The organism is Actinomadura rubrisoli (assembly GCF_004349215.1).
GTDB classification, from domain to species: Bacteria; Actinomycetota; Actinomycetes; order Streptosporangiales; family Streptosporangiaceae; genus Spirillospora; species Spirillospora rubrisoli.
This window is the reverse complement of sequence record NZ_SMKU01000006.1, coordinates 1-23650: the sequence shown is the minus strand read 5'-3', so window position 1 is coordinate 23650 and position 23650 is coordinate 1. Positions and strand designations below refer to the sequence as shown.

General features: G+C 67.5%; 18 protein-coding genes and 2 CRISPR repeat arrays. Of the genes, 11 read left to right on the top strand and 7 right to left on the bottom strand.

The window, feature by feature from the left end; all coding sequences use genetic code 11:
- Positions 1–19: 19 nt before the first annotated feature.
- From E1298_RS02980 to E1298_RS02965, 4 genes are read right to left on the bottom strand one after another with little or no spacing between them, the layout of a single operon-like run.
- Positions 20–1582 carry an ABC transporter substrate-binding protein gene (locus E1298_RS02980; protein WP_131889173.1) on the bottom strand — a complete coding sequence of 521 codons (1563 nt, stop codon included), beginning with the start codon at positions 1580–1582 and terminating at the stop codon, positions 20–22.
- Entirely contained in the window at positions 1579–2466 is an 888-nt protein-coding gene (locus tag E1298_RS02975; protein WP_131889172.1) for a fumarylacetoacetate hydrolase family protein, read from the bottom strand. The genes E1298_RS02980 and E1298_RS02975 overlap by 4 nt, the downstream gene beginning before the upstream one ends.
- Positions 2463–3479: a Gfo/Idh/MocA family protein gene (locus tag E1298_RS02970; protein WP_131889171.1), complete on the bottom strand. Its 1017-nt coding sequence runs from the start codon at positions 3477–3479 to the stop codon at positions 2463–2465. The genes E1298_RS02975 and E1298_RS02970 overlap by 4 nt, the downstream gene beginning before the upstream one ends.
- Positions 3476–4552, bottom strand: a complete 1077-nt coding sequence (locus tag E1298_RS02965; protein WP_131889170.1) for a Gfo/Idh/MocA family protein — start codon at positions 4550–4552, stop codon at positions 3476–3478. The genes E1298_RS02970 and E1298_RS02965 overlap by 4 nt, the downstream gene beginning before the upstream one ends.
- A gap of 122 nt (positions 4553–4674) precedes the next feature.
- Between E1298_RS02965 and E1298_RS02960 the strand changes: the two genes are divergently transcribed.
- Together E1298_RS02960 and E1298_RS02955 are read left to right on the top strand one after the other, a co-directional pair.
- Complete coding sequence (locus E1298_RS02960) at positions 4675–5991, top strand: aspartate aminotransferase family protein (protein ID WP_131889169.1); 1317 nt, start codon at positions 4675–4677, stop codon at positions 5989–5991.
- 146 nt (positions 5992–6137) lie between these two features.
- Positions 6138–8306, top strand: coding sequence for a discoidin domain-containing protein (locus E1298_RS02955; protein WP_131889168.1), 2169 nt, complete (start codon positions 6138–6140; stop codon positions 8304–8306).
- 50 nt (positions 8307–8356) lie between these two features.
- Here E1298_RS02955 and E1298_RS02950 read toward each other — a convergent pair whose 3' ends face one another.
- The 3 genes from E1298_RS02950 to E1298_RS02940 form a co-directional block, all read right to left on the bottom strand.
- Positions 8357–9481 carry a glycoside hydrolase family protein gene (locus tag E1298_RS02950; protein WP_131889167.1) on the bottom strand — a complete coding sequence of 375 codons (1125 nt, stop codon included), beginning with the start codon at positions 9479–9481 and terminating at the stop codon, positions 8357–8359.
- An 8-nt stretch (positions 9482–9489) separates the two neighbouring features.
- Positions 9490–10290 (bottom strand): phytanoyl-CoA dioxygenase family protein, encoded by an 801-nt coding sequence (locus E1298_RS02945; RefSeq protein WP_207944405.1) that lies wholly within the window; start codon positions 10288–10290, stop codon positions 9490–9492.
- A 730-nt stretch (positions 10291–11020) separates the two neighbouring features.
- Positions 11021–11539 carry a hypothetical protein gene (locus E1298_RS02940; RefSeq protein ID WP_131889165.1) on the bottom strand — a complete coding sequence of 173 codons (519 nt, stop codon included), beginning with the start codon at positions 11537–11539 and terminating at the stop codon, positions 11021–11023.
- A 48-nt stretch (positions 11540–11587) separates the two neighbouring features.
- Here E1298_RS02940 and E1298_RS51090 point away from each other — a divergent pair, with 48 nt between their 5' ends.
- The 9 genes from E1298_RS51090 to E1298_RS02895 all read left to right on the top strand — a co-directional run.
- The gene (locus E1298_RS51090) at positions 11588–11758 is read left to right on the top strand and encodes an excisionase family DNA-binding protein (protein WP_131889223.1); all 171 of its coding nucleotides are present in this window, start codon (positions 11588–11590) and stop codon (positions 11756–11758) included.
- The gene (locus E1298_RS51690) at positions 11758–12420 is read left to right on the top strand and encodes a tyrosine-type recombinase/integrase (RefSeq protein ID WP_207944404.1); all 663 of its coding nucleotides are present in this window, start codon (positions 11758–11760) and stop codon (positions 12418–12420) included. The genes E1298_RS51090 and E1298_RS51690 overlap by 1 nt, the downstream gene beginning before the upstream one ends.
- Before the next feature lie 268 nt (positions 12421–12688).
- Positions 12689–14056, top strand: coding sequence for a tyrosine-type recombinase/integrase (locus E1298_RS02925; protein ID WP_243725360.1), 1368 nt, complete (start codon positions 12689–12691; stop codon positions 14054–14056).
- 46 nt (positions 14057–14102) lie between these two features.
- Positions 14103–14680: a CRISPR direct-repeat array (repeat unit 29 nt; unit sequence GGGACCATCCCCGCGTGCGCGGGGAGCAC).
- A gap of 91 nt (positions 14681–14771) precedes the next feature.
- A CRISPR array of direct repeats spans positions 14772–15893; the repeat unit is 29 nt; unit sequence GGGACCATCCCCGCGTGCGCGGGGAGCAC.
- Between the two features lie 298 nt (positions 15894–16191).
- Positions 16192–19086, top strand: a complete 2895-nt coding sequence (gene cas3 / locus E1298_RS02920; protein WP_243725359.1) for a CRISPR-associated helicase Cas3' — start codon at positions 16192–16194, stop codon at positions 19084–19086.
- Entirely contained in the window at positions 19052–20740 is a 1689-nt protein-coding gene (gene casA / locus E1298_RS02915; RefSeq protein ID WP_424923056.1) for a type I-E CRISPR-associated protein Cse1/CasA, read from the top strand. Before cas3 ends, casA begins: the two co-directional genes overlap by 35 nt.
- A 77-nt stretch (positions 20741–20817) precedes the next feature.
- Positions 20818–21375 (top strand): type I-E CRISPR-associated protein Cse2/CasB, encoded by a 558-nt coding sequence (casB, locus tag E1298_RS02910; protein ID WP_243725358.1) that lies wholly within the window; start codon positions 20818–20820, stop codon positions 21373–21375.
- Entirely contained in the window at positions 21372–22565 is a 1194-nt protein-coding gene (gene cas7e, locus E1298_RS02905) for a type I-E CRISPR-associated protein Cas7/Cse4/CasC (protein WP_131889161.1), read from the top strand. Before casB ends, cas7e begins: the two co-directional genes overlap by 4 nt.
- The gene (gene cas5e / locus E1298_RS02900) at positions 22562–23257 is read left to right on the top strand and encodes a type I-E CRISPR-associated protein Cas5/CasD (RefSeq protein WP_131889160.1); all 696 of its coding nucleotides are present in this window, start codon (positions 22562–22564) and stop codon (positions 23255–23257) included. The genes cas7e and cas5e overlap by 4 nt, the downstream gene beginning before the upstream one ends.
- 1 nt (position 23258) lies before the next feature.
- The coding region (locus E1298_RS02895; protein WP_131889159.1) for a type I-E CRISPR-associated protein Cas6/Cse3/CasE at positions 23259–23650 on the top strand (392 nt) is incomplete at its 3' end.

Here is a 23650-nt window from a genome sequence, read left to right as displayed (position 1 = left end):
GCTCACCCCCGGCTCCGGGTCATGGGGCGATGCTCCACTCGTGCGCGTTCCAGAAGCCGAGGGTGAAGTCACCGTTGGCCTTGAAGCCGTGCAGCCGGCCGCCGTGCGCCCAGATCGTGTCGGCGTTGTAGAGCCAGAGGTAGGAGACCCCGGCATTGTCCTTCTTCGCCGCCTCTTGGTAGAGCCGGGTCCGCTCGGCCATGTCGGTGCTCGCGTCGGCGGCGCCCGCCAGCCCGTCGATGTCCTTGTCACAGAAATGCGGGATGTTGGCGCCGGGCGGGTAGAACCCGGCGCAACTGATGATCGGCACGCTGCTCGACGGGTCGCTCGCATAGGTGCCGCCGCCGAACAGCGACATGTCGAACGTGCCCTTCTCGTAGGAGGCGAGCAGCTCGGCCGACTGCACCTGCTTGAGTTCGACCTTGACGCCGACCGCACGCAGCGCGCTCTGGATGACCGTGGTGGCGGCGTCCCGGTCACGCTGGCCGGGGATCCAGGTCAGCGTGACCGGCTTGGCCGGATCCCAGCCCGCTTCCTGGAGCAGCCGCTTGGCCCCGGCCTGGTCGTACGGGTAGGTCTGGAGATCCTTCGGCACCGCCCACGGGGTGACGAACGAGGTGTTCTGCACACTGCCCTTGCCTGCCAGCAGCTTGTCGACCAGCCCTTGCCGGTCGATCGCCTGCAGCATGGCCCGCCGTACACGCGGGTCGGCGAAGCGCTTCTGCCGCTGGTTGACCGCGATCCGCACGAAGCTGGGGCTGGGCTTGGCCTCGACGGTGACGTTCTTCATGCCCTGCACGCTTTTGAGGTCGGTCGGCGAGATCTGGACCAGGTCGATCTCGCCGGTACCGAGCTGTGCCGTGGCCACGTCCGACGTCACCGGCTTGAGGAAGACCTTCTTGACCCGTACCGGTGTCCGGAAGCCGGGATTGGCGGCGACCTCGACATACTGGTCGGTCTTGTACTGGACGAAGGTGTAAGGGCCGAGGCCGACGGTGGGTTTGTTGAAGAAGGCGTGGCCGGCGATCTCGGCCTTGGGGACCTTGCCCAGCACATGCTCGGGCATGACCCACATGAACGGGCCCGCGATCAGTGACAGGAAGCCGACGTTCGGCTTGACCAGCTTGACCACGAAGGTGGCGGGGTCGGGAGCGGTGAACCCCGCGACCCCGGCGAGCTTGCCCGCCATGGCGCTGCCGCTCTTGGCGTCGGCAAGCAGCCTGTAGGAGAAGAGCACGTCCTTGGACGTGAACGGCGTTCCGTCGCTCCACTTCACGCCCTTGCGGAGGTGGAAGGTGAAGGTCTTGGCGGCCTTGTCGACGTCCCACGACTCTGCCAGCCGTGGCGCGTACTGGTACTTGTCGTCGACGGTGAGCAGGTTGTCGAAGACGAGCTGCATGACGAGCTGGTCGGCCAGGCTGGGCGGGTCCAGCGGGCTGAACCGCTTGGGCTTCTGGTGCAGGTAGACGTTGAGGGTGTCCTTGGATCCCGATCCTCCGGAGGCGGTCGGGTCCGAGCAGGCCGCGGCCGTCAGGGTGAGGGTGGCGGCCAGTGCCGCGGCCCCCAGGCGTCGTCTGATCACGGTGTGCGCCTCCTGGAGACGGAGTTGGTGAGCGTGCCCAGACCGGCGATGGAGACCTCCATCACGTCGCCGGGCGCAAGGAACTCCCCCGAGGCGGCACCCACTCCTGAGGGGGTGCCGGTGAGCAGCACGTCGCCGGGCCGCAAGGTCATCAGCCGCGAGGCGAAGGAGATCAGCTCCGCCACCGTGAAGATCATTTCTTTGGTCGAGCCCTGCTGCCGGATCCGGCCGTTGACGCGTAGCTCGATGTCGAGGCTCTGCGGGTCGGTGACCTCGCCGGCGGTGACGAGGTACGGCCCGATCGGCGCGAAGCCGTCCAGCCACTTGCCGGCCAGCCAGTCGAAGAAGCCCACGGCCGGGTCGCCGGTGTCGCGCGGATATCCGTAGTCCACGGAACGGGCCGAGACGTCATTGCCGACCGCGTAGCCCGCGACCACGCCGAGCGCGTCCTCGACCGCGACGTCCTTGGCCGTACGGCCGAGGACGACGGCCAGCTCGGCCTCCCAGTCGATCTGTTCGCTCACCGAGGGGAACGGGATCTCCGCACCGGGCCCGGCGAGCGCGGTGATCGGCATCAGGAACAGCCGGGGGGCCAGCCCCGCCTTGTCCAACCGGGCCGCGCCCAGCTCGGTCACGTGTTCCTGATAGTTGGCCGCGACACCGAGCAGCTTGCCCGGACGTTGCAGCGGTGCCAGCGGTTCGAGCTCGCTGAGCCGGTACGTGCGGCCGCCGCTGGCGGGCCGCCATCCGGCGAAGTCGCCGTGTTCTTCTATCAGGCCGAGCAGGTCTCCGTCGCCGAGCTCGGTGACGAGCGCGTCGGGCGATCCGGCGGTGAGACAGCCGTGCCGGACGGCGCCGTCGCGTCGGTAGGTGAGCAGCTTCATGGGAGGGCCACCTTGTCTGGTTCCAGGGGTACGGGACGGCCGGTTTCGATCGAGGCTTCGGCGGCCCGGACGATGCTCAGGGCCGTGACCGCGTCGGCCGGGCCCAGGTCGGCGGGGCGGCCGGAGCGGATGGCGGTGTGCAGTTCGTCGAGCATGTGATGCACGGTGCCCGCGCCCGACCAGCGCGTTCCCATGCCGTCACCGGTCCGTACGGTCACCGCGGGACGGGCGGCGTCGGCGAGCAGGGTGCCGTGCGAACCGCTGATCCGGTAGCGGTGCAGCCCCAGCCCCGCGACGCCCGCCTGCGGCCGGGTGCGCCCGGCGACGACCGTGCTGGTGAGACCCCGCTCATGGGTGAGGCACAGCACCACGAGGTCTTCGGGGCCTTGGTCGTGGAAGTGCGCGCCCGCAGTCGCGTAGACGTGGGTGACCGCCAGTCCGGTGAGGGCCTGCACCGCGTCGGTGGCGTAGGGGGCGAAGTTCAGGAGCTCACCCAGGGGCCAGACAGGGCCGCCGCCCGCAACGAGGAAGTCGGCTTGAACGTTCCAAGGCAGTCCGACCCGGCCCGCCGCGATCGCCGCGCGCGCGGCTCGCAACACCGGGTGGAAACGCTGGTGGTGGGCCGGCATGCAGATCAGGCCGGTCTCCGCCGCGACCGAGGCGATCGCCGCGCATTCGTTCACGGTGAGCGCCATGGGCTTGTCGACGAGCACGTGCTTTCCGGCGTGCAGCGCGGCGGCGGTCACCTCGACCCGGCGGTCGAAGGGCACGCACACGCTGACCACGTCCACGTCCGCCCATCGCAGCGCCTCGTCCAGGTCCGGCATCCAGGGCACGCCCAGTGCGTCCGCATGCTCCTTCGCGGCCGTGTCGCCCTCGTCGGGGATGTCACTGACCGCGATGACGCGGAAACCCGGGTGCCCGGCGAATCCAGGGGCGTACATCTCGGCCTGATGGTCCTGGTGGCCGACGCCCGCATAGCCGACCAGCAGCACACCGAGCGGCGCGGTCATGTCAGCCCTCCACTTTCTGCGAGTTCGCTGGGTTCCCCGGGGTCCCCGAGCACGTCGGCGAGCTCGACCGGCTGTCCCGTGGCGATCGAGCGTTCGGCGGCGACCCCGAGTGCCACGGCGAGGACCCCGTCGGGGCCGCTGACGGCGCTGGGCCCGCCGCGGATCGCGATGTGCCAGGCGTCGAACTGGTCGAGGAAGCCGTCGTTCTGCGGCCCCGGCAGCGTTCCAGCGCCGTGTTCGTCGATGAGCACCGAACCCGCGCCGTCCCAAGGGAAGGTGAGCAGCCCGGCCGTGCCCTGCACGACGACGTCCCGGTGGTTCAGCCCGGCCGGCCGGTGGCCCCGGCTCATCTCGCAGATCGCGGTCGCGCCGTCGTCGTAGGTCACGACCATCTCCAGGTAGTCGTGCACGTCCAGCTCGGCCGCGGTGCGGCGGTGTCCGCGGGCGTAGACGCGGTCCGGGGTGCGGCCGATCCACCAGGTGACCAGGTCCAGCAGGTGAACGCCGTTGTGCAGGGCATGCCCGCCGGACCGGTCCGGATCGAGGATCCAGGAGCGCCAGTCCGGCCAGACCCAGCCGCCGAGGAATGCCAGCCGCACCAGCACCGGCCGTCCGATCGCCCCCTCGTCGATCGCGGCCTTGACCGTACGGCCGTACTCGTAGAAGCGGTGGGTGTGTGCGACCAGCAGCGCACCGCCGCCCGCTTCGAAAGCGGCGACGACGCGCCGGGCATCGGCGACGGTGGTGGCCAACGGCTTTTCGATCATGAGATGTCGGCCCGCGGCGGCGATCGGCAGGGCGATCGGCGCATGCGTGTGGTTGGGGGTGCAGACCACGAACGCCTCGGCTCGCGGCCAGGCGAGTGCCTCGGTGAGGTCGGTCGTCCAGGCCGCGCCGCCCTGGGCCCCGGCGACCTCCCTGGCGCGTTCGGCGGCGGTGTCGACGATGCCCGTGAGGGCGAAGCCGGGGTGGGCCGCCAGCGCGGCGAGATGCCGGTCGGCGATCCCGCCGGCGCCGACGAGCACCACGCCCACCGGATCGCCGTTCGACTGCAAGATGGAATCGCTTTCCATGCCGTGAATCTTGGAACCGCAGGTGGGCGGCTGTCAAGAGTGATCTGGCATTGACATGAAATGAAGTTCCACGTAACTTTCGAGCCTGTTTTCCGTGCGGATCCATGTCAGGAGGAGGACCCATGACGACGCCGAAACCGGTGGGCCGAAGGCTCTACGAGAGCGCGTGCCAGGTGATCCCCGGTGGGGTGAACTCCGGGACCAGGTACGTCGGCGAGCCGTACAGCCTGGCCGGGGCACAGGGCGCCTATGTCACAGATGCCGACGGCGCCCGCTACCTCGACTACCACGCCGCGTTCGGCGCCATGCTGCTCGGGCACAACGCACCCGAGGTCAACGGCGCCGTGGCCCGCTCGCTGGACGGTGTCGACCTGGTCGGGGTCGGGGTCGGCGAGACCGAGATCGAGATGGCCCGGCTGGTGGTCGAGCTGATCCCCTCGGCGGAGATGATGATCGCGGCGATGAGCGGCTCGGAGGCGACCGCCCAGGCGATCCGGCTGGCCCGCGCGGTCACCGCGCGGCCCTTGATCATCAAGTTCCAGGGCTGCTACCACGGCTGGCACGACTCGGTCGCGCGCAACGTGATCTCGCCGGCCGGCCGGGCGTACGGCCGGGACCCGCTGTCGGCGGGCATCCTGGACGACGCGCTGGACTCGACTCTGATCGCCGAGTTCAACGACCTCGGCTCGGTCCAGGCCCTGTTCGAGGCCCATCCGGAGCGGATAGCGGCGGTCATCCTGGAGCCGATCCCGCACAACGTCGGCGCGCTGCTGCCCACGCAGGAGTTCGTCGAGGGACTGCGCTCGCTCACGCGCAAGGAGGGGGCGCTGCTCGTCTTCGACGAGGTCATCACCGGATTCCGGCATGCACTCGGCGGCTACCAGCAGGTCTGCGGGGTGCGGCCGGACCTCACCTCGTTCGGCAAGGCCATGGGCAACGGCTTCCCGGTCGCCGGGCTGGCCGGGCGCCGGGACTTGATGGAACGGTTCGACTTCGACGGCGGGGACGTGCTGCTGGCCGGGACCTTCAACGGGCATCCCGTCTCCGCCGCGGCGGCGATCGCCACGATGACCTACCTGCGCGACCATCCCGACTTCTACACCCGCACGCATACGCTCGGAGAGCGGATGCGCCTCGGACTCGCGGGCATCGCCGACGAACTGGGCGTCGCGGCGACGGTGAGCGGTTTCGGCGGGGTCTTCGTGCTCTACTTCGCCTCGGCGCCGACCCTGGGCTATCGCGACCTGCTGCGCAACGACAACGCCGCCTACCTCACGTTCCATCGCCGCATGACGGATGCGGGCTTCCTGATGCTGCCGATGGCGCTCAAGCGCAACCACGTGTCCGGCGCGCACACCGAGGACGACGTCGAACGCACTTTGGAGGCCGCCCACGACGTGCTCAAGGGCATGCTCGCGGAGGGCCTGCTGACCACCTAGGGGCGAGGCGACATGGAACATCAATCCACGTCCCTATTGACATGGAATGAAGTTTTGCGTTCCATCGCAGCAAGCCCGATCCGGGCGATCACCTGCGAACGTCCAGGACGTCGAGTGCGTCCGATGCGTTCAGGAAGTGGTGGACCATGCGCCGGTTCCTCTGTCTGCTCACCGCGGCGGTTCTCGCCGCGGCGCTGCTGCAGATCCCCCAACCACCCGCCTCGGCCGCGGGGCCGTCGGTCGATGAACCCGCCGTGCCCGACCTCAAGATCCTTTCTCCGGACAACAGCACCTGCCGGGCCTGGGACCCCATGCTCGGCGACGACGGCGACCCGGCCACCAACGACTCCGCCGCCAACCGGCAGTTGAACGAGACCGTCGGCTGCCCCTGGTTCCCGTCCCTGACCCGGCTGGCCAACGGTGACCTCTACGTCGCCTACTCCTGGTCGGTCAGCCACTCCTTCGGCGGCCTCGTCGCGGGCCGCCGCAGCTCCGACAACGGCCGGACCTGGTCGGCGGAGACCGTCATCGCCAGCGACCCGACCGCCAGCGACGTCAAGGAGCCGAGCCTCACCACGCTCCGCAACGGCGACCTGATGGTGGCCTACTACGACTACAAGCCGTCCCGGCCCAACCGGCGCAAGGTGTACGTCAAACGATCGACCGACAACGGCGCGACCTGGTCGGCGGCCACCACCCCGGCCACCCTGGCCTATGACACGACCTATGGATGGGCGGGTGTCGACGGCGACATGGTCGAACTGGCCAACGGCGACCTGCTGCTGCCCATCTATGTGCACCGCGACTACCGGAGCGCCACGAGCAAGTTCAGCGCCCATGTGCTGCGCGGCCGTCCGGACGGGTCGGGCGGCTACACCTGGGACAAGGCGGACGAGCGGGTCGTCATGTGGGACGGCGACCCCGGGGTCGTCAGCTATGCCGAGCCCACCCTGGCCGACCTCGGCGGGGGCCACATCATGATGGTCACCCGGACCTCCGGCAATCCGGCCGCCCAGGTCATGCGGGTGAGCCACTCCTACGACAACGGCAACACCTGGACCGCCCCGGCCGACGAGCCCTCGCTCAAGGGCCACGCCCCGCACATGCTCAAACTCCGCGGCGGCAGCCACCTGCTCACCTACGGGGACACCTCCGGCGCCTTCGCCGGCGGCCGGCCGGTGGTGGGCCGCATCTACGATCCCAAGACCGGCTGGACCGGCACCCAGAGCAAGATGATCTACAAAACGCCGCGCACCCCACAGCCCGGCTGGGCCGGCTTCCCGTCCTCGGACATGTCCTACCCGGCGAGCGTGGAACTGGACGACGGCCGGGTGCTCACCGTCTACTACGACCGGCTGGAGGGCATCCTGGGCGGCACCTACCTGCGGCCCGATCCCTACCGGCTCGACCTGTGGAAGATGCACCTCGACGGGAAGGCCACCTACCAGACCGACCTGGACTTCCGGGCCGCCAGCCGCCCCATGATGCAGCCGTACGGAGCGCTGGACGGCAACACCACCTACTGGTACAGCGCCGCGGCCGGTACCGGGGCCCCGCCGACCAAGACGTTCACCTTGGCACTGGACAAGCCCTACCTGGTGACCGATGTCGGTGTGGTGCTCAAACCGGGCTATCAGGAGTCGGCCCGCCTCCGCACCAGCCTGACCGGCTCGGGAGACTGGCAGACGATCCGCAACTACACGATGCAGGGCACCACCGCGTATGACTGGACCGCGCTCCGGCCGGGCAATGACGCCAAGTACATCCGGGCGGAGATCACCGACACCCAGGGCAACGGGTCCGCCGTCCTCAACGATCTCGCCGTACGGGTCGCGCCGACGACCTTCAACCGCTTCCGATCGACCAGACTCGACCTCCGCCAGATGCTCCTGAACGGCCAGGCCGGCATCGGCGGGAACCTCACCTACCTCGACCCTGCCGGCGCTCGTCCAGGCATCAACCCCTCCGGACCCATCGACGGTAAGGCCGACTACTGGTATGCCGCCGCGGGCACCTGCAGTTCCTGTGCGGGGACCTGGCAGATCTCGCTCGACCAGCCCTACCAGCTCAACAAGGTCGGCCTGATGCTCAAGCCCGGCTACCAGGAGTCCGCCGTGGTGGAGACCTCGCCGAACGGCACCACCTGGACCCAGGTCGCGGGCTTGACGATGGCCGACACCGCCCAAACGCAGTATCTGACCTTCACGCCGGTCACGGCCAAGCACGTGCGGGTACGGATCACCCACGTCAGCGCCGGCCAGCCGCAGCTCGCCGAGGCCGAGCTCTTCACCACAACTCCCACCACCCAACCCTGACACGAGAGCGCCGCCGCGCCGGCCCCCTTGAGCCGGTGCGGCGGCATTTACTACATCGCCCAGACATCCCACCTGACAACGTCGGGATTGTCGTATCGGAACGAGCTGAACACAAGCCCGCCAACTCCTGGAAGACCAGAGAGCCGGTCGTTCTCCTCGCGATCGAAGTCGTGCCATTGCCTCGCCAGGTAAAGCTCCCTACCGCCCTCCGCCACCGCTGCCCACCGCCCGGCCAGATCCTTATCGAGCGGCGGCTGCTCGTTTTCGACATACCCATAACCTTGCTCTGTGCTCGGCCACATCCATATCCACGTGGAGGGGCACCTCGCGGCCACCTGGTCGATAATCAGCCCATCGACGATTTCCTCCCGCACCCACAGCGGCCAGTCCAGGTGCATGTTCCCGATAGGCGGCCCGATATAGGATGCCCGGGGAATCCCGACAAGGAGCGCCTGCCCCTTCGGCCGAAGATCCGCCTGCACCTCGCGGAGGAACTGGGTGAATCCTTCCCCGCGCAGCCGGCGCCAGGTTTCCAGGTCGAAGTCCTGGTGCCGGATATCAACCCCGTGCCGCGCCCTGAACTCCTCGACAACCGGCTCATTGAACCCGAACCAGTCCGCGTGCGGAGCAGGCCGAGACTGAGATCGAGTACAAATGAACACTCCATCCCAGTCATACTCGGCAAGCAGCCGCCGAATGACACCGAGCTTGTATCTCCGAACCTCGGGATAGCCAAAACACAGCACCCCGTGCAGATAGGCCGAGCCCTCCCGGTCCACGATCTGATGTCCGGGATTACGGATCACATAATGGCTCTGCCATGTCTCGTATCCGCCACCCCACCCAAGATCGAGCGGCCACCCCTCATCGAAAACCGTGACATAGACGAACGCCTTCATCCCGCGCCGATGAGCACTCTCGACAATCACCGCGTGCTCGTCGAAATCGAGCTCCTTCGAAATGCTCGGTCTGCGCGCGGACACACCGGGCGCCTGGAACGTTCGCGCATACCACCGGGCGGAGCGGCGCTCCCGCCAGAGCACCGCCCCGCCCCCGAGTTCGTCCTGCCAGCGCCCGACCGCCCGGTCGACGGCATCAGCCGAGCTCAGCGCCCCATCACCGAGGCCGAACTCCAGATGGTCGCCCCAGGACACCGAGATCAGATTGGACCCCATCGGCAAACTCAGCCGTCCCACCTGCTGGGATTGATGCCCGGCGCCGTGGTCGCCATGTCATCCGATCGATTCCGCACATCGAAGTCGATCTTGCGGGTGTTCAGGCTGCCGAAGTAACGCCGAACATGCTCCGGCAGCCCGGCCACCTTTTCCGCAGGCCATTCCTCCACCTGAGCAATCGGCCCCGCCCAAGCGGGCCGATAGGCGATGGCGAACAACTCCCGGTCCGTCTCGCTCGTGTTCGGATAGTTCGCATGAAAGACCGACTGGTTGATGATGGCCGCAGACCCCGCCCGGCAGGTCACCATCACCTCCTCGGGGTGCGCGAGATACCGCCGGTACGGATTGGCATCCGCATGCAGTGACAGATGCGAATGAGGAACCACCTTGAGCGGCGCGTGTTCTGGCGTCAGATCATCCAGGTAGTAGAGCACCCGCACCAGCTTCGGCGCACTCGCCTGCGGCCCGAAGATCCTGGACCCATACGGTTGCGCGTCGGTATGGATCGCCATCCCGGGGTGTCCGGGCCGCGAAACCGCGTACATCGACGACGTGCAGATCAGCTCATCTCCAAAGAGCCGCTCAAGGAACCCCACCATCTCCGGAAGGCCGATGACGGCGATACACGACGGAGAGTCCGTCCACTGAACATCCACGCAGCTCCGCTGATGCTCGCTGTAGTCCATCCCCTCCGTCGGTAGCGCTGCGAGCTCTCTCCTCATCTCCCGGAGCCGCTCAGCCGAGAGCAGATCGGGAATGACGACGAACCCCTCCACCTCCAGATGTCGTACCTGCTCCGCTTCGGACATGGACGACCAGTCGGTGGTATCGATACGTGGACCATCTACCGCACTCACGAACTTCCCTCTCGCCTCGGTCGCATGACATGGAATCTCATTCCACATCAAGTGTTCCCTATATCAATAGAACATCAAGTGGGCACTGTCAAGAGGCTGATCTGAGCGACGGAGAAGCAGCGACGAAAACGACTGAAACCTGAGCGCCGACCGCGATCAGCACTCATGGCCACGCGCCAAACCGGGTTGTGCCCCCTGGGGCGGCGGACGTTGCCGGGGACGCGAGTGACTGCCCCGCCAGATGGGTGTAAGCGGCGTTCGTGCTGGATGCCTTCTCCCGGCCGATCGTGGGCTGGCAACTGGCCGATCACCTGCGCACCGACCTGCCACTGGACGCGCTGGAGATGGCGATGTGGCAACGCGGCCGCCACACGAGACCGCCTACAACCGTTCGATCAACACACCAGCACCGACCGCTACAACCCCGCCGACGCCATCCGCGGCGGATAGAACCAGTAAAAGAAGATCTTGGTTGGGAGTCGTGGTCTGGGCTGGGGGAGCTTGGGAGCGGGCGACGGGAATCGAACCCGCGTAACCAGGGGCACGGCCGGAGGGACGCACCCGGCTCCGGAGGGCGCGTACCTGATCAACCCGAGGAACGCCTCTAACCTGCGTATGGACGTCCACCCGCCGTCGTTGCCCGCTCCAATGGACGCGCAGCGGGCACGCAACGAGCGGTTGGTCAATCCGCGTCGGCGAGTTCCTGACGGCACAGTTGCGAGAACTGGTCGATCGTGCGCTTCAGTTCCGCGTGCTCGGCAGTCCCGGCGTCCAGGTCGACGGGCTGTCCTGAGAGGTAGGAGATACGAAGGCGTTGGCCCACCAGAGCGGCGGCCTCGGAGACGCGTCGGGCCGCGCTTGCCGCTGCCTCCGAGCCCACGATCTCGACTCGCGCACACGCTCCTTGGAAGACGACGACGATCTCGCTCATCTCGTCGATCATCTTCTGTGCCTCTTCATCGTCGGGAACACCGTGAGAGAAACGGAAGCCGGCAATGCCCAAGAGGCGGGCGTCTGCTTGCGCGATGCGGAGGAAGTCCGCGTACCCCTCGGTCCGCTGATGAGCGCGGTTCATCAGGCGCTCATGTGCGAGGCGATGGCTTTCGGCCCGACCGCTGAGTAATGCTGTCAGAGAAGCTCCGCCAAGAGCGGCGATCAGAGTCGATCCGGCTGTGATGAGGTTCGTCCAGGGAAACGACACCGCAACACCATGCCATGGCGCGACCAGGCGCGTACGCCACGCTGACAGATCAACACCAGTCCGGGGTTCCCTCGTCGCCTCGTGGAAGAACGACGCATCCGCTTCGTGCGGGTCGGACGGTTCGTCCGCATCCCCGAATCCGCCCTCCGTGAGTTCATCGCGGCCAGGCTCGTCGAACCGGCCACCCTTCGCGGCACGAACACGGGGAGAGCTGCCTAATGGCTGGCAAACAGCGCTTCGGACGCGTCCGCAAGCTTCCGTCTGGGCGTTTCCAGGCGCGGTATCCGGGACCGGACGGCTATGATCGACCGGCGCCGAGCACCTTCGCGACCAAGAGGGACGCTGAACAGGGGCTCGTCCTCAAGGAAGCGGAAATCACTCGGGGGAGTGGCTCGACCCGGACGCGGGCAAAGTGCCGTTCGACGTCTACGCCAAAGAGTGGATCGATGATCGCGTGCTCAAGGCTTGGACGGGCGCACCTGGACGGGTTCGCCGAAGATGGGCCGGACGGCCGGGTGTTCGCGGGTCCTCGTGGCGGCCCGCTCCGACGCTCTGGGTTCCGGCGGATCTGGAACGAGATGTGTGCCGATGTCGGGCTTCCCGGGCTGCACTTCCATGACCTTCGGCACGTCGGAAACACGCTCTCGGCCACGACCGGCGCGAGTCTCAAAGAGCTGATGGCCCGGATGGGACGTGCCTCGACGCGGGCGGCGCTGATCTACCAGCATGCGAGCCAGAAGCGCGACCAGGTGGTCGCGGCGGCACGCAACGGGCACGGAAGCGCAAACGGTCTTGAAAGCAGGACGGCCCGGGTCGGGGGATCATGCCTCTGGCCTGGGCCTTCTTGGTGGGAGCGGGCGACGGGAATCGAACCCGCGTAGCCAGTTTGGAAGAAATGATTAGCGTCCATTTCCAATGCTGGCGATCTTGCCATTTCCTGGCTAAACTGCAGGTCAGGGCACCTGGTGCTCTGACGCGCAGTCCGTCGGACTATCACTGAATCACGCAAGATCCAGTGATAGGAAAATGATAGATGATCAAGGTCGTGAGGTGGTCGCCATGGGTTTCGTTCGTACGTACAACAACAAGAAGGGGACGCGGTACCAGGCGCTGTACCTTGACGGACAAGGATGTCAGCAATCTGCCGGAATGTACGACATTAAGAAGGATGCCCGGAAGGCATGGATGAGGGCGGAGGGGCGTGTCTTCGAAGGAAAGCTGGGAGACGCTCGTCGCGGTAGACAGACCTTCCGCGCCTACGTGGAGGGGAGGTGGTTGCCGAACCATCGGATGGAAGCCAGTACTCGGCAGGATTACGTGTACGCCCTGAATGCGCACATCATGCCGTACTTCGGGAAGCTGAAGATGGGGGCGATCACATCCGAGCACGTCCGAGACTGGATCGCCCATCTCAAGAAGCGAAATGTCTCGGCTCACAGGATCAAGTACTGCAAGACCTCGATCCTCAACGCCATCTTCACCACGGCCCTGAACGACGACGTGATCGTCTACCACCCCAGTCGGGCAGTGGACACGGACCCCGTGCCGGATAAGCCCAGAGTCATCATCACGTCTGATCAGTTCGATCTGATCTACAATGCCCTGCCAAGTGCCGATGCTCGTTTGCTGGTCGAGACCGATATCGAGAGCGGCCTCCGATGGGGAGAGCTTACCGAGTTGCGGGTCAAGGATCTCGATTTCGATACCCAAATCCTTTCCGTCAGCCGTGCGGTGGTCGAACTTGTTCCCAAGCATCACCCACACGGGAAACGATTCCTGATAAAGGAATACCCCAAGGGCAAGCGCTGGCGTCGGCTGAAGCTCAGCGCACAAATCGTCGCAAAACTCAAAGCCCATGTCGAGGCCAAGTACCTCGGCCCAGAGGACCTTCTGTTTTCTCGATGCCACGAGGCCGCCGAGCCGCCGCCTCAACTCCTCGACTCTCAGGCTCTGAAGTTCATCGCCCCGAACGGCCGGATGTATACTCACGGCACCATCACCGCCTACAACCTAGGCAAATGTAAATGCGCGCACTGTCGCGGCGCGTACGCCGACTACCGTGCCGAACGACGCGCTCGCGGCAAGGACAGCCCTCGCAAGCCTCGCACCGTCGACACTGACCCGCACATTTCCGCGAGTTGGTTCCGTAGGCACTGTTGGTACCCGGCTCGTGCCGCTGCCGACCTCGACAGCAAGCCCCGAATCCACGACCTGCGACACGCCCACGCCTCATGGCTCCTCGCTGGCGGAGCCGACCTACAGGTGGTCAAGGAGCGTCTCGGACACCGCAGGATCTCAACAACCGAGCGCTACCTTCACAGCCTCCCCAACGCCGACGAGACAGCCCTCCATGCCTTGGACAAGATTCGTACGGGACAAGGCGAACGAGGCAACGTCAAGGAACTCAAGCACCAGCTCGAAGAGGCCCAAGCCAAGATCGCGGAGCTTCAAACGGTCCTAACCGACCAGCTCATCGCCCAACATCAAGTCGACTCCCGCGGCCTCCGTCCCGCCTAGCCCCCCTTCTCGCTCAACATCGCACCGAACTCGCAGCCCTGGGCTCCGGACCATCCCCACGTGCGCGGGGAGCACGTCTGACCCGCGTCAAGGCGGACCTCGATCGGGGGACCATCCCCGCGTGCGCAGGGAGCACCAGTTCGTCCAACACAGGCAGCGCGCAAGACCGGGACCATCCCCGCGTGCGCGGGGAGCACCGTGACCTACGTCTGCGCCGACGGCGAGACTGGGGACCATCCCCGCGTGCGCGGGGAGCACATCACCGACCGCACGGTGCGCTCGGCCCCGCCGGGACCATCCCCGCGTGCGCGGGGAGCACGTGGTCACCGTGCCCTACCGGGCCCGCGCCCGGGGACCATCCCCGCGTGCGCGGTGAGCACCTCCGGGAGGTCGGCATCATCGTGGGCGCGGCGGGACCATCCCCGCGTGCGCGGGGAGCACCAGGTCCAGGGAGGGCAGCTGGTCGCAGACGGGGGACCATCCCCGCGTGCGCGGGGAGCGCGTGGCGACCCGGCGGGCGGGGAGGCGGCTGAGGGGACCATCCCCGCGTGCGCAGGGAGCACCCGGACTCACCGCCTGGCGTCCCTGCCTGGCGGGGACCATCCCCGCGTGCGCGGGGAGCACGCGAGAAGCGTTCTCCGCTTGCTCCATGAGCTGGGACCATCCCGCGTGCGCGGGGAGCACCCGAAGCGACAGACCCCGCAGGTCATCAACGCGGGACCATCCCCGCGTGCGCGGGGAGCACAGAGATACCCCCCCGCAATTCAGAGAGGGACCATCCCCGCGTGCGCGGGGAGCACGTCGCGCGGCGGGTACAGCGGCTCGGCGTCCGGGGACCATCCCCGCGTGCGCGGGGAGCACAGCGACACCGGGACCGGGTCACGTACACCCTGGGGACCATCCCCGCGTGCGCGGGGAGCACACGGCGTGACTGGTGGCGGCCACGTAGTCCTCGGGACCATCCCCGCGTGCGCGGGGAGCACCTGCTGACCAAGTTCCCCGCCCGCTACCCCGGGGGACCATCCCCGCGTGCGCGGGGAGCACACACCGTCGCCCGCGAAGGTGCCCAGGTCGTCAGGACCATCCCCGCGTGCGCGGGGAGCACACACCGTCGCCCGCGAAGGTGCCCAGGTCGTCAGGACCATCCCCGCGTGCGCGGGGAGCACTGGTTCCTGCGCGACCTGGACACCGGCACTGAGGGACCATCCCCGCGTGCGCGGGGAGCACCTGCGGCCGTTCGATAAGTGGGCGGCCGAGCCGGGACCATCCCCGCGTGCGCGGGGAGCACGACCCGTACGAGGTCGCGGGCGTGCGGGCCGAGGGACCATCCCCGCGTGCGCGGGGAGCACCGGCTGCGGATCGGTTGGCGTTCCTGCTCGGCGGGACCATCCCCGCGTGCGCGGGGAGCACCTGGTCGCGCTGTCCGACGCCGGGGCGGTCGCGGGACCATCCCCGCGTGCGCGGGGAGCACCCGGACTCACCGCCTGACGTCCCTGCCTGGCGGGGACCATCCCCGCGTGCGCGGGGAGCACGATGCGCAGCGCATCCAGGGCGTTCCACAACCGGGACCATCCCCGCGTGCGCGGGGAGCACATCCGCGAGCAGGTCCAGGACCTCCCCAATCAGGGACCATCCCCGCGTGCGCGGGGAGCACAGGGTCACGGCCGGCTGCCCACTCCGCAGCTAGGGACCATCCCCGCGTGCGCGGGGAGCACGCCAGCTTCGCGTTCACCACTGGATCCTTGAGGGGACCATCCCCGCGTGCGCGGGGAGCACTCGGGCTCGTCAACGATCTGAAACTAGGGCCCGGGACCATCCCCGCGTGCGCGGGGAGCACCCTGCCTGACCTGGGCGTCTATCTCGGGAGGGGGTAAGAATCGAGCACTTCTGAGGATTTGGACATTTTGGACTTGTGTGGCATGGGGAAGTGTCGCCGGGCACTCGCAGTCTAAGACTGTTCAGCTGCCTGGTGATAAGGCCGCCGTCTGCAAGTTCGTCGACGACGAGAAGAGTCGGTCCTTGGTCAGGCAGGGTGGAGGTGTCGCTCTGTAGCACGACTCGATGCAGTCAGTAGTGGCTTGTCCGTTTCTGGTCCAATTGGCCGAAGAACCCCTGTGGCCACAGGGGCGGGCGGCTTGGATGCCAGTGTGTTTGAATATGCGGCGGAGTTGGCGCGGCTCGGGGACGGACTGTCCGAAGCGGCGCGTGCCGTGTGGGCCAAGCATGATCGCGACAAGGACGATTGGCTTCCGTTATGGCGGCATCTGGCGGATAGCGGGGCGGTCGCGGGGCTGCTTTGGGATGAATGGCTGCCTCTTCAGGTGCGGGATGTGATCGGTGCGGTCTTGCCTGGAGGTGGGGAGGACGCGCGGCGGTTGGTGGTCTGGTCGGCGGTTACGCATGACATTGGGAAGGCAACGCCGGCGTTTGCCTGCCAAGTCGAGTCGCTTGCCGACAAGATGCGCGGCGTGGGCTTGGAAATGCCGTCGCATCGCCAGTTGAACGATCGTCGGCTGGCTCCTCACGGGCTGGCGGGGATGCTTCTTCTGCACGAGTGGCTCACCGAGCGGTACGGCTGGTCGAAGCGGCAGGCGTGGCAGTGGGCGATCGTCGCGGGTGGTCATCATGGCGTGCCGCCGACCATGGGGGACGTTCAAGCGTTGGCTGCGCGGCGGCGTTTGTTGCGGACGCCCGGAGCGGCGCAGGCATGGCGGGCTGTGCAGGGGGAGTTGCTGGACGCCTGCGCCGAGGTGTGTGGTGTGCGGGATCGGTTGCCGGAGTGGCGGCAGGTGAATTTGCCGCAGGCTGCGCAGGCGTTGCTGACGGGCGTGGTGATTGTCGCGGACTGGATCGCTAGTAACGCCGATTTGTTCCCCTATTCGCTCGACACCGCGGGAACAAGCGATCGTGAACGCATTGAGGCGGCGTGGCGCGGTTTGGCGCTTCCGTCGCCGTGGCGGGCTTCTGCGCCGGAGGCCGATTCGTCGGCGATGTTCGCGTCCCGATTCGCGTTGCCTTCTGGTGCCCGGATCCGGCCGCTGCAGGAGCAGGCGGTTCTGATCGCGCGTGGCATGGCACCCGGCCTGATGGTCATTGAAGGGCCGATGGGGGAGGGTAAGACCGAGGCCGGGCTCGCCGTCGCAGAGATCTTCGCTAGCAGGTCGGGTGCTGGTGGGGTGTTTGTCGCGTTGCCGACGATGGCGACGAGTAATGCGATGTTCTCCCGGGTGTTGCAGTGGCTGCGGCGTCTTCCAGATGCGGATTCAGGGACGGGTGCATGGGCGGTCCAGCTGGCGCATTCCAAGGCCGCGTTGAATGAGGATTTCCGGGCGTTGACCCGGGTTGACCCGCGATCGGTGCAGGGGGTGCAGCCGGACGAGCAGGGAGCGGACGGGGCGGCGGCAGAGCTGGTTGCTCATCAGTGGCTGCGTGGCCGAAAGAAGGGCATGCTCGCCTCTTTCGGTGTGGGGACCATTGATCAGCTTCTGTTCATGGGGCTCAAGAGCCGGCATCTGGCGCTGCGGCATCTGGCGCTTGCCGGGAAGGTGGTGCTGATCGATGAGGCGCACGCCTACGACGCTTACATGAACTCTTATCTGGATCGGGTGCTGTCGTGGTTGAGTTCCTATGGGGTGCCGGTGGTCGTGTTGTCGGCGACCCTTCCGGCGGGTCGCCGTCGTGAGCTGGTGGAGGCATACGCCGGTACGGACGGTGCCGATCGCCAGGAGGTCGAATCGGCGGACGGTTACCCGCTGATAACCGTCGTGGGGCGGGACCAGGCGGCGACAGTGAAGGCGGTTGCCGCATCGGGTCGGCGCACGGATGTGCATATTGAGTGGTTGGACGACGACCTGGAGGTGCTGGGCGACCGACTGGCCGGTGAGCTGGCCGATGGTGGTTGCGCGCTGGTGGTGCGCAACACCGTGGCCCGCGTCCTGGATACCGCCGCTTACCTGCGGCGCCGGATAGGGGAGGAGAACGTCACTGTCGCGCATGCGCGCTTCATCGACCTGGATCGGATACGCAAGGACAGTGACCTGACCCGAAGGTTTGGGCCGCCAGGCGAGGCCGAGGGGCGTCCGCGCGGCCCCCATGTCGTGGTCGCGAGCCAGGTGGCCGAGCAGTCGTTGGACATCGACTTCGATCTGCTGGTGTCGGATCTATGCCCGGTCGACCTACTGCTACAGCGGATGGGTAGGTTGCACCGCCACCAGCGCGGCCGGGGCCAGGGGGACCGTCCCGAGCGGCTGCGCCGTGCGCGGTGCCTGGTGACCGGTGCGGACTGGAGCGCGGTTCCGGTGGAACCGGTGCCGGGCTCCCAGCGGGTGTACGGACGCTACGCGCTCTTGCGGTCGGCCGGGGTGCTTTGGCCCTACCTGAACGGGACGGCGTCGACCGGGCGAACGGTGCGTCTGCCCGAAGACATCAGCCCCATAGTTCAGAGCGCGTACGGAACGAGGGCAGTCGGGCCGGAGTCATGGCAGCCGGACATGCACGCGGCCGGCGACAAGTATCGGGCCCATCGGGAGAGGCAGCGTGCGAAGGCCGAGAGTTTCCAGTTGGCGGACACCGGCAGGGACGGTAGCGCGCTGATTGGCTGGATCGACGCGGGGGTGGGCGACGCTGACGACACTCCCGCTGGGCGGGCTCAGGTCCGCGACGGCGTGGAATCGCTTGAGGTGCTGGTGGTGCAGCGCCTGGCCGACGGGACGGTCCGTACCTTGCCGTGGCTGGACGGTGGTCAGGGAGGACTCACTCTGGCTACCCACACCGTCCCGCAACCGTGGTTGGGTCGCATCGTGGCGGCGTGCGGGCTGCGGTTGCCGATCCAGTTCTCCATCCCCGAAATCGCCGATCAGGCCATCGCAGAACTGGAGAAAGAGGTCATTCCGGCATGGCAGTCGCGCGACAGTTCGTGGCTGGCCGGAGAATTGATCTTGTTTCTGGACGAGAACTGTCGTACCCGGCTGGCAGGCTACGAGCTGCATTACAGCGATGATGATGGATTGGAGATCATTTGTGCCGAATGAATCACCGTCCTACCGCCTGACCTGCGAGCCTTGGATCCCGGTGCTGCGCACCGATGGCAGCAGAGACGTGCTGTCACTCAGGGAGGTCTTCGTCCAGGCCGGTGGGCTGCGCCGGATCGTCGGGGATCTGCCTACGCAGGAGTTTGCGCTGATGCGGCTGCTGCTGGCGATCTTGCACGACGCCATTGATGGCCCGCAGGACCTGCAGGAATGGGAGGAACTGTGGGATGGGGGCCTTCCACTCGAACGCGTGCAGGCGTATCTGGACGAATATCGTGACCGTTTCGACCTGCTTCATCCTCGGACGCCGTTTCTGCAGACGCCTTCGCTGCACACCGCGAGGAACGAGCTGTCCTCTCTCGAAAAGATCATCGCCGATGTGCCCAATGGCGCTCGCCTGTTCACCATGCGGGGCGGTGGAGTCGACCGGCTCGATTTCGCCGAGGCAGCGCGGTGGCTGGTGCACGCGCAGGCGTTCGACACCTCGGGCATCAAGTCGGGAGCGGTCGGTGACCCGCGGGTCAAGGGCGGCAAGGGGTATCCGCAAGGGGTCGCCTGGGCGGGCAACCTGGGCGGTGTGCTCGCCGCCGGAGACGATCTGCGGACGACGTTGCTGCTCAACCTGATCGCCTTCGACACCACATCTCTCCAGGTCGATCCTAAGAACGACCGGCCGGCCTGGGCGGGGGATGTTCCCACCGCCGAGCCGCTGGAGGATGTGCAGGCGGCTCGGCGCCCCTACGGGCCGCGCGACCTGTACACCTGGCCGTCGCGCCGTGTCCGCCTGCATTTCGACGACGCGGGCGTGTACGGCGTCGTCCTGGCCTACGGAGATGCTCTCGCCCCGCGCAACAAGCATGTCTGCGAGCCGATGACGGCGTGGCGGCGCAGCCCGGCGCAGGAGAAGAAACTCAGGCAGGAGCAGGTCTACCTACCGCGCGAGCACGATCCCACCCGCAGCGCATGGCGCGGCCTGGGCGCCCTGATCGCCGGACAAGCCGAAGGGGCCGAGCAGCGCCGCGAGGCGGCGGCGATCGTCCGGCCACGGATCCTGGACTGGGTGGCCCGCCTCACCGTCGAAGGGCCGCTGCCACAGGACCATCTGCTGCGGGCCCGGCTGATCGGTGCGGTGTACGGGACGCAGCAGTCGGTCATCGACGAAGTGATCGACGATGAGGTGAGAATGCCGGTGGTGCTCCTGCACGAGCAACACCCAGACCTGGCGACTACTGCGATCGATGCCGTCTCGCACGCCGACCATGCCGTGGGCATCTTGGGCGACCTTGCCTCCGATCTCGCCCAAGCCGCCGGCGACGTCCCCGCCCCGCGCCGGGAGGCCGCCCGGAATCTTGGGTTCGGCATGCTCGACGGCCCGTTCCGTGACTGGCTCGCCGCATTGCGGCCCGGGGACGATGCCCAGCTTTCGCAAGACGCATGGCAGAAGACGGCACACGCGGTCATCCGCGATCTCGGTAGCGACATGGTGGCCGCCGCCGGTGAATCCGCCTGGCAAGGACGAGTAGTGACCACCAAAGACGGCCGGGATATCTGGCTGAGCTCGACCCGAGCCGAGCAGATCTTCACCGGCAGGCTCGCCCAAGCCCTCCCCGCCGGGCGCAGCCCCGGCCGCCCGACGACGGAAGTTCAGCCATGACCTCGACAGCCCCGGCCGCGCGGCGGTCTTCAGTACGGTCCCTGGTGGAGGCCACCGCGGGTCGCTTCATTAGCGACTTGCAGGCTGGCTTCCTTGCCGACCGGCCCGCTGCGGTCGGGGCGCTGGCCCAGCTCCGCCGGGGCGCGGGCAAGCTCCCCGGGCAAGTGCCCGAGCTGTGGGGCGTCACCGGCACCGAGCAGCTCTTTCACGACCAGTCGCTGTCCGGCGACGACACCCGCGCAGAACGCGCTGAGGTGGGCTTCTTCGTGGCTGTCACCTTGTACGCCCTTCACCAGCAGTCTCAGGGCACCCCCATGCACAAGACAGGCGAGGATCTCGGCCAAGGCATCCGGCGGCTGATGCCCCGGGGCGAGATCGACGAGACCATCCGCCGCCGTTTCGTCCGGGTCGGCACCGCCGCGACCGCCGACGTCCTGGCCTACCGGCTCCGCGAGGTCATCTCCCTGCTGCGCAACGGCGCCATCCCGCTGGACTACGGACGGCTCGCCGGACAGCTCTACCTGGCCCAGACCCCCGACGGCATGAGCCAGGTGCGCCGCGACTGGGGCCGAAGCTTCCATACCTACAAGACCGGTGCCGACGACGGCGCCTCCACCGACAAGGACACCGCATGACCTCCCGCACCATCGTTGAGCTGCACATCCTGCAGACCGTTCCGCCGAGCAACCTCAACCGGGACGACACCGGCACCCCCAAGTCCGCCGTCTACGGCGGGGTGCGCCGGGCACGCGTGTCTAGCCAGGCATGGAAGCGGGCCACCCGGAAAGTCTTCCAAGAGCTCCTGGACCCCACGGAGCTGGGTGTCCGGACCCGCCGTCTCGCCGAGCTGCTGGGCAAGCGAATCCGGGGCCTCGACAAGTCGATTCCCGAGGACCAGGCGTGGGCCGTCGCGGCCGCCACGATCACGGCCGCGACCGGCGCCAAGATCGAGCCCCTCAAGCGCAACACCAAGGAAGGCGAGCCCGAACCGGCACCCGAAGCCAAGTATCTGATCTTCCTCAGCGCGCGCCAACTGGACGCGCTCGCCGAGCTTGCGGTCCAGGGCCGCGACGACATCGCCGCCTTCTTCAAGAACAAGGAGAACAAGGCCGCGGCCAAGCAGCTCGCCAACAGCCGTCACTCGGTTGACATCGCCTTGTTCGGACGGATGGTCGCCGACGGCTCCGACATCAACGTCGACGCCGCCGCGCAGGTCGCCCACGCCATCAGCGTCCACCGCGTCGACGTCGAGTCCGACTACTACACCGCTGTCGACGACCACAAGGAGCGCGAAGAGGACGACAAAGGCGCCGGAATGATCGGCACGGTCGAGTTCAACTCCGCGACCCTGTACCGCTACGCCGCCCTGGACGTCGACCTACTCCGCAGGAACCTGGGCAAGGGACTGCGTGAAGACGACCCTGCGGACGTGCCCGTCCGCCGCGCGGTGGAAGCGTTCGTCCGCGGCTTCGTCGAGTCCCTGCCCACCGGGAAGATCAACACGTTCGGGCACCACACCCTGCCCGATGCGGTCGTGGCCAAGGTGCGCTCGACGCGTCCGGTCAACTTCGTCGGCGCGTTCGAGCGTCCTTGCCGCGCCAACGAAGACTCCGGTGGTCACGTCCTGGAGGCGAGTGAGAGGCTGGCCAAGCAGATCCCCGCCATTGAGACCGCTTTCGACGTGGGCGGCGACACCCTCACCTGGGTCACACGCGCCGGCGACGACACCCAGGCGCTGTCCTCGCTCGGTACCGAACTGCCATTGGGACAACTGGTGTCGGCGATCGGCGCCGAGGCCGAGCGGCGGCAGAACGGCGCGGTATGAGCGTCCTGCTGATCCAGCTCGCGGGCCCGCTCCAATCCTGGGGTGCATCGGCACGATTCGCCCGACGCACCACAGAGCATGCCCCGACCAAGAGCGGGGTGCTCGGCCTGCTGGCCGCCGCGCTGGGACGTCCCCGCACCGCCGACCCATCCGACCTCGCCGCGCTGCGCTTCGGTGTCCGCGTCGACCAGCGCGGCACACCCGTCCGGGACTTCCACACCGCCCACGAACTCGACACCGGCGACGCACTGCCGGTCTCCGAGCGGTTCTACCTGGCCGATGCTGTCTTCGTCGCCGCTACCGAAGGGCCCCACGACCAGCTCTCGACCCTGCACCGAGCCCTCCAACGACCCGGCTTCCTGCCCTACCTGGGGCGCCGATCATGCCCCCCATCTCGACCCATCGACTTGGGCCTGCACGACGATCTCGACCTCGAAACGGCGCTGAGAACCACGCAATGGCTGGCGGCGGAATGGTACCGGCGGCGGCACGGCAACACGGTCGAGATCCTGGTGGAGACGACCGGTGAAGACCAACCGGCCGACTACCTTCGCGACCAGCCCATCAGCTACAACCCAGCTCACCGGCAGTACGCACTGCGTGGCGTCCGCACCTTCCACATCGAGATGGCCGCCCCTGCGGCGGCTCGACCACCCGGACACGACCCGACGATCGTCCTGAGGAGTGAGTGAAATGTACCTGACGCGTTTCCGTATCAACACCGGACGCGTCGGCGCCCGAAAAATCCTGGCCTCTCCCCAGGCCATGCACGCAGCAGTCATGACGTCCTTCGCCGAGGCGCCCGGACCCGGCGGCAACAGACCTCGGGTCCTGTGGCGCCTGGACCGCAACAGCAACGCCGACACTCACCTGTGCATCGTCAGCCCCATGCGGCCAGACCTCACGCACCTGGTCGAACAGGCAGGCTGGCCGACCACCGCCCGCTGGGACACCTTCGACTACGCCCCGTTCCTGAAACGCCTGGACACTGGCGACACCTGGAGCTTCAGAATCACCGCCAACCCCGTCCACAGTGTCCGACGGAAAGACGGCGAACCCACCAAGATCACCGCCCACCTCGCCCC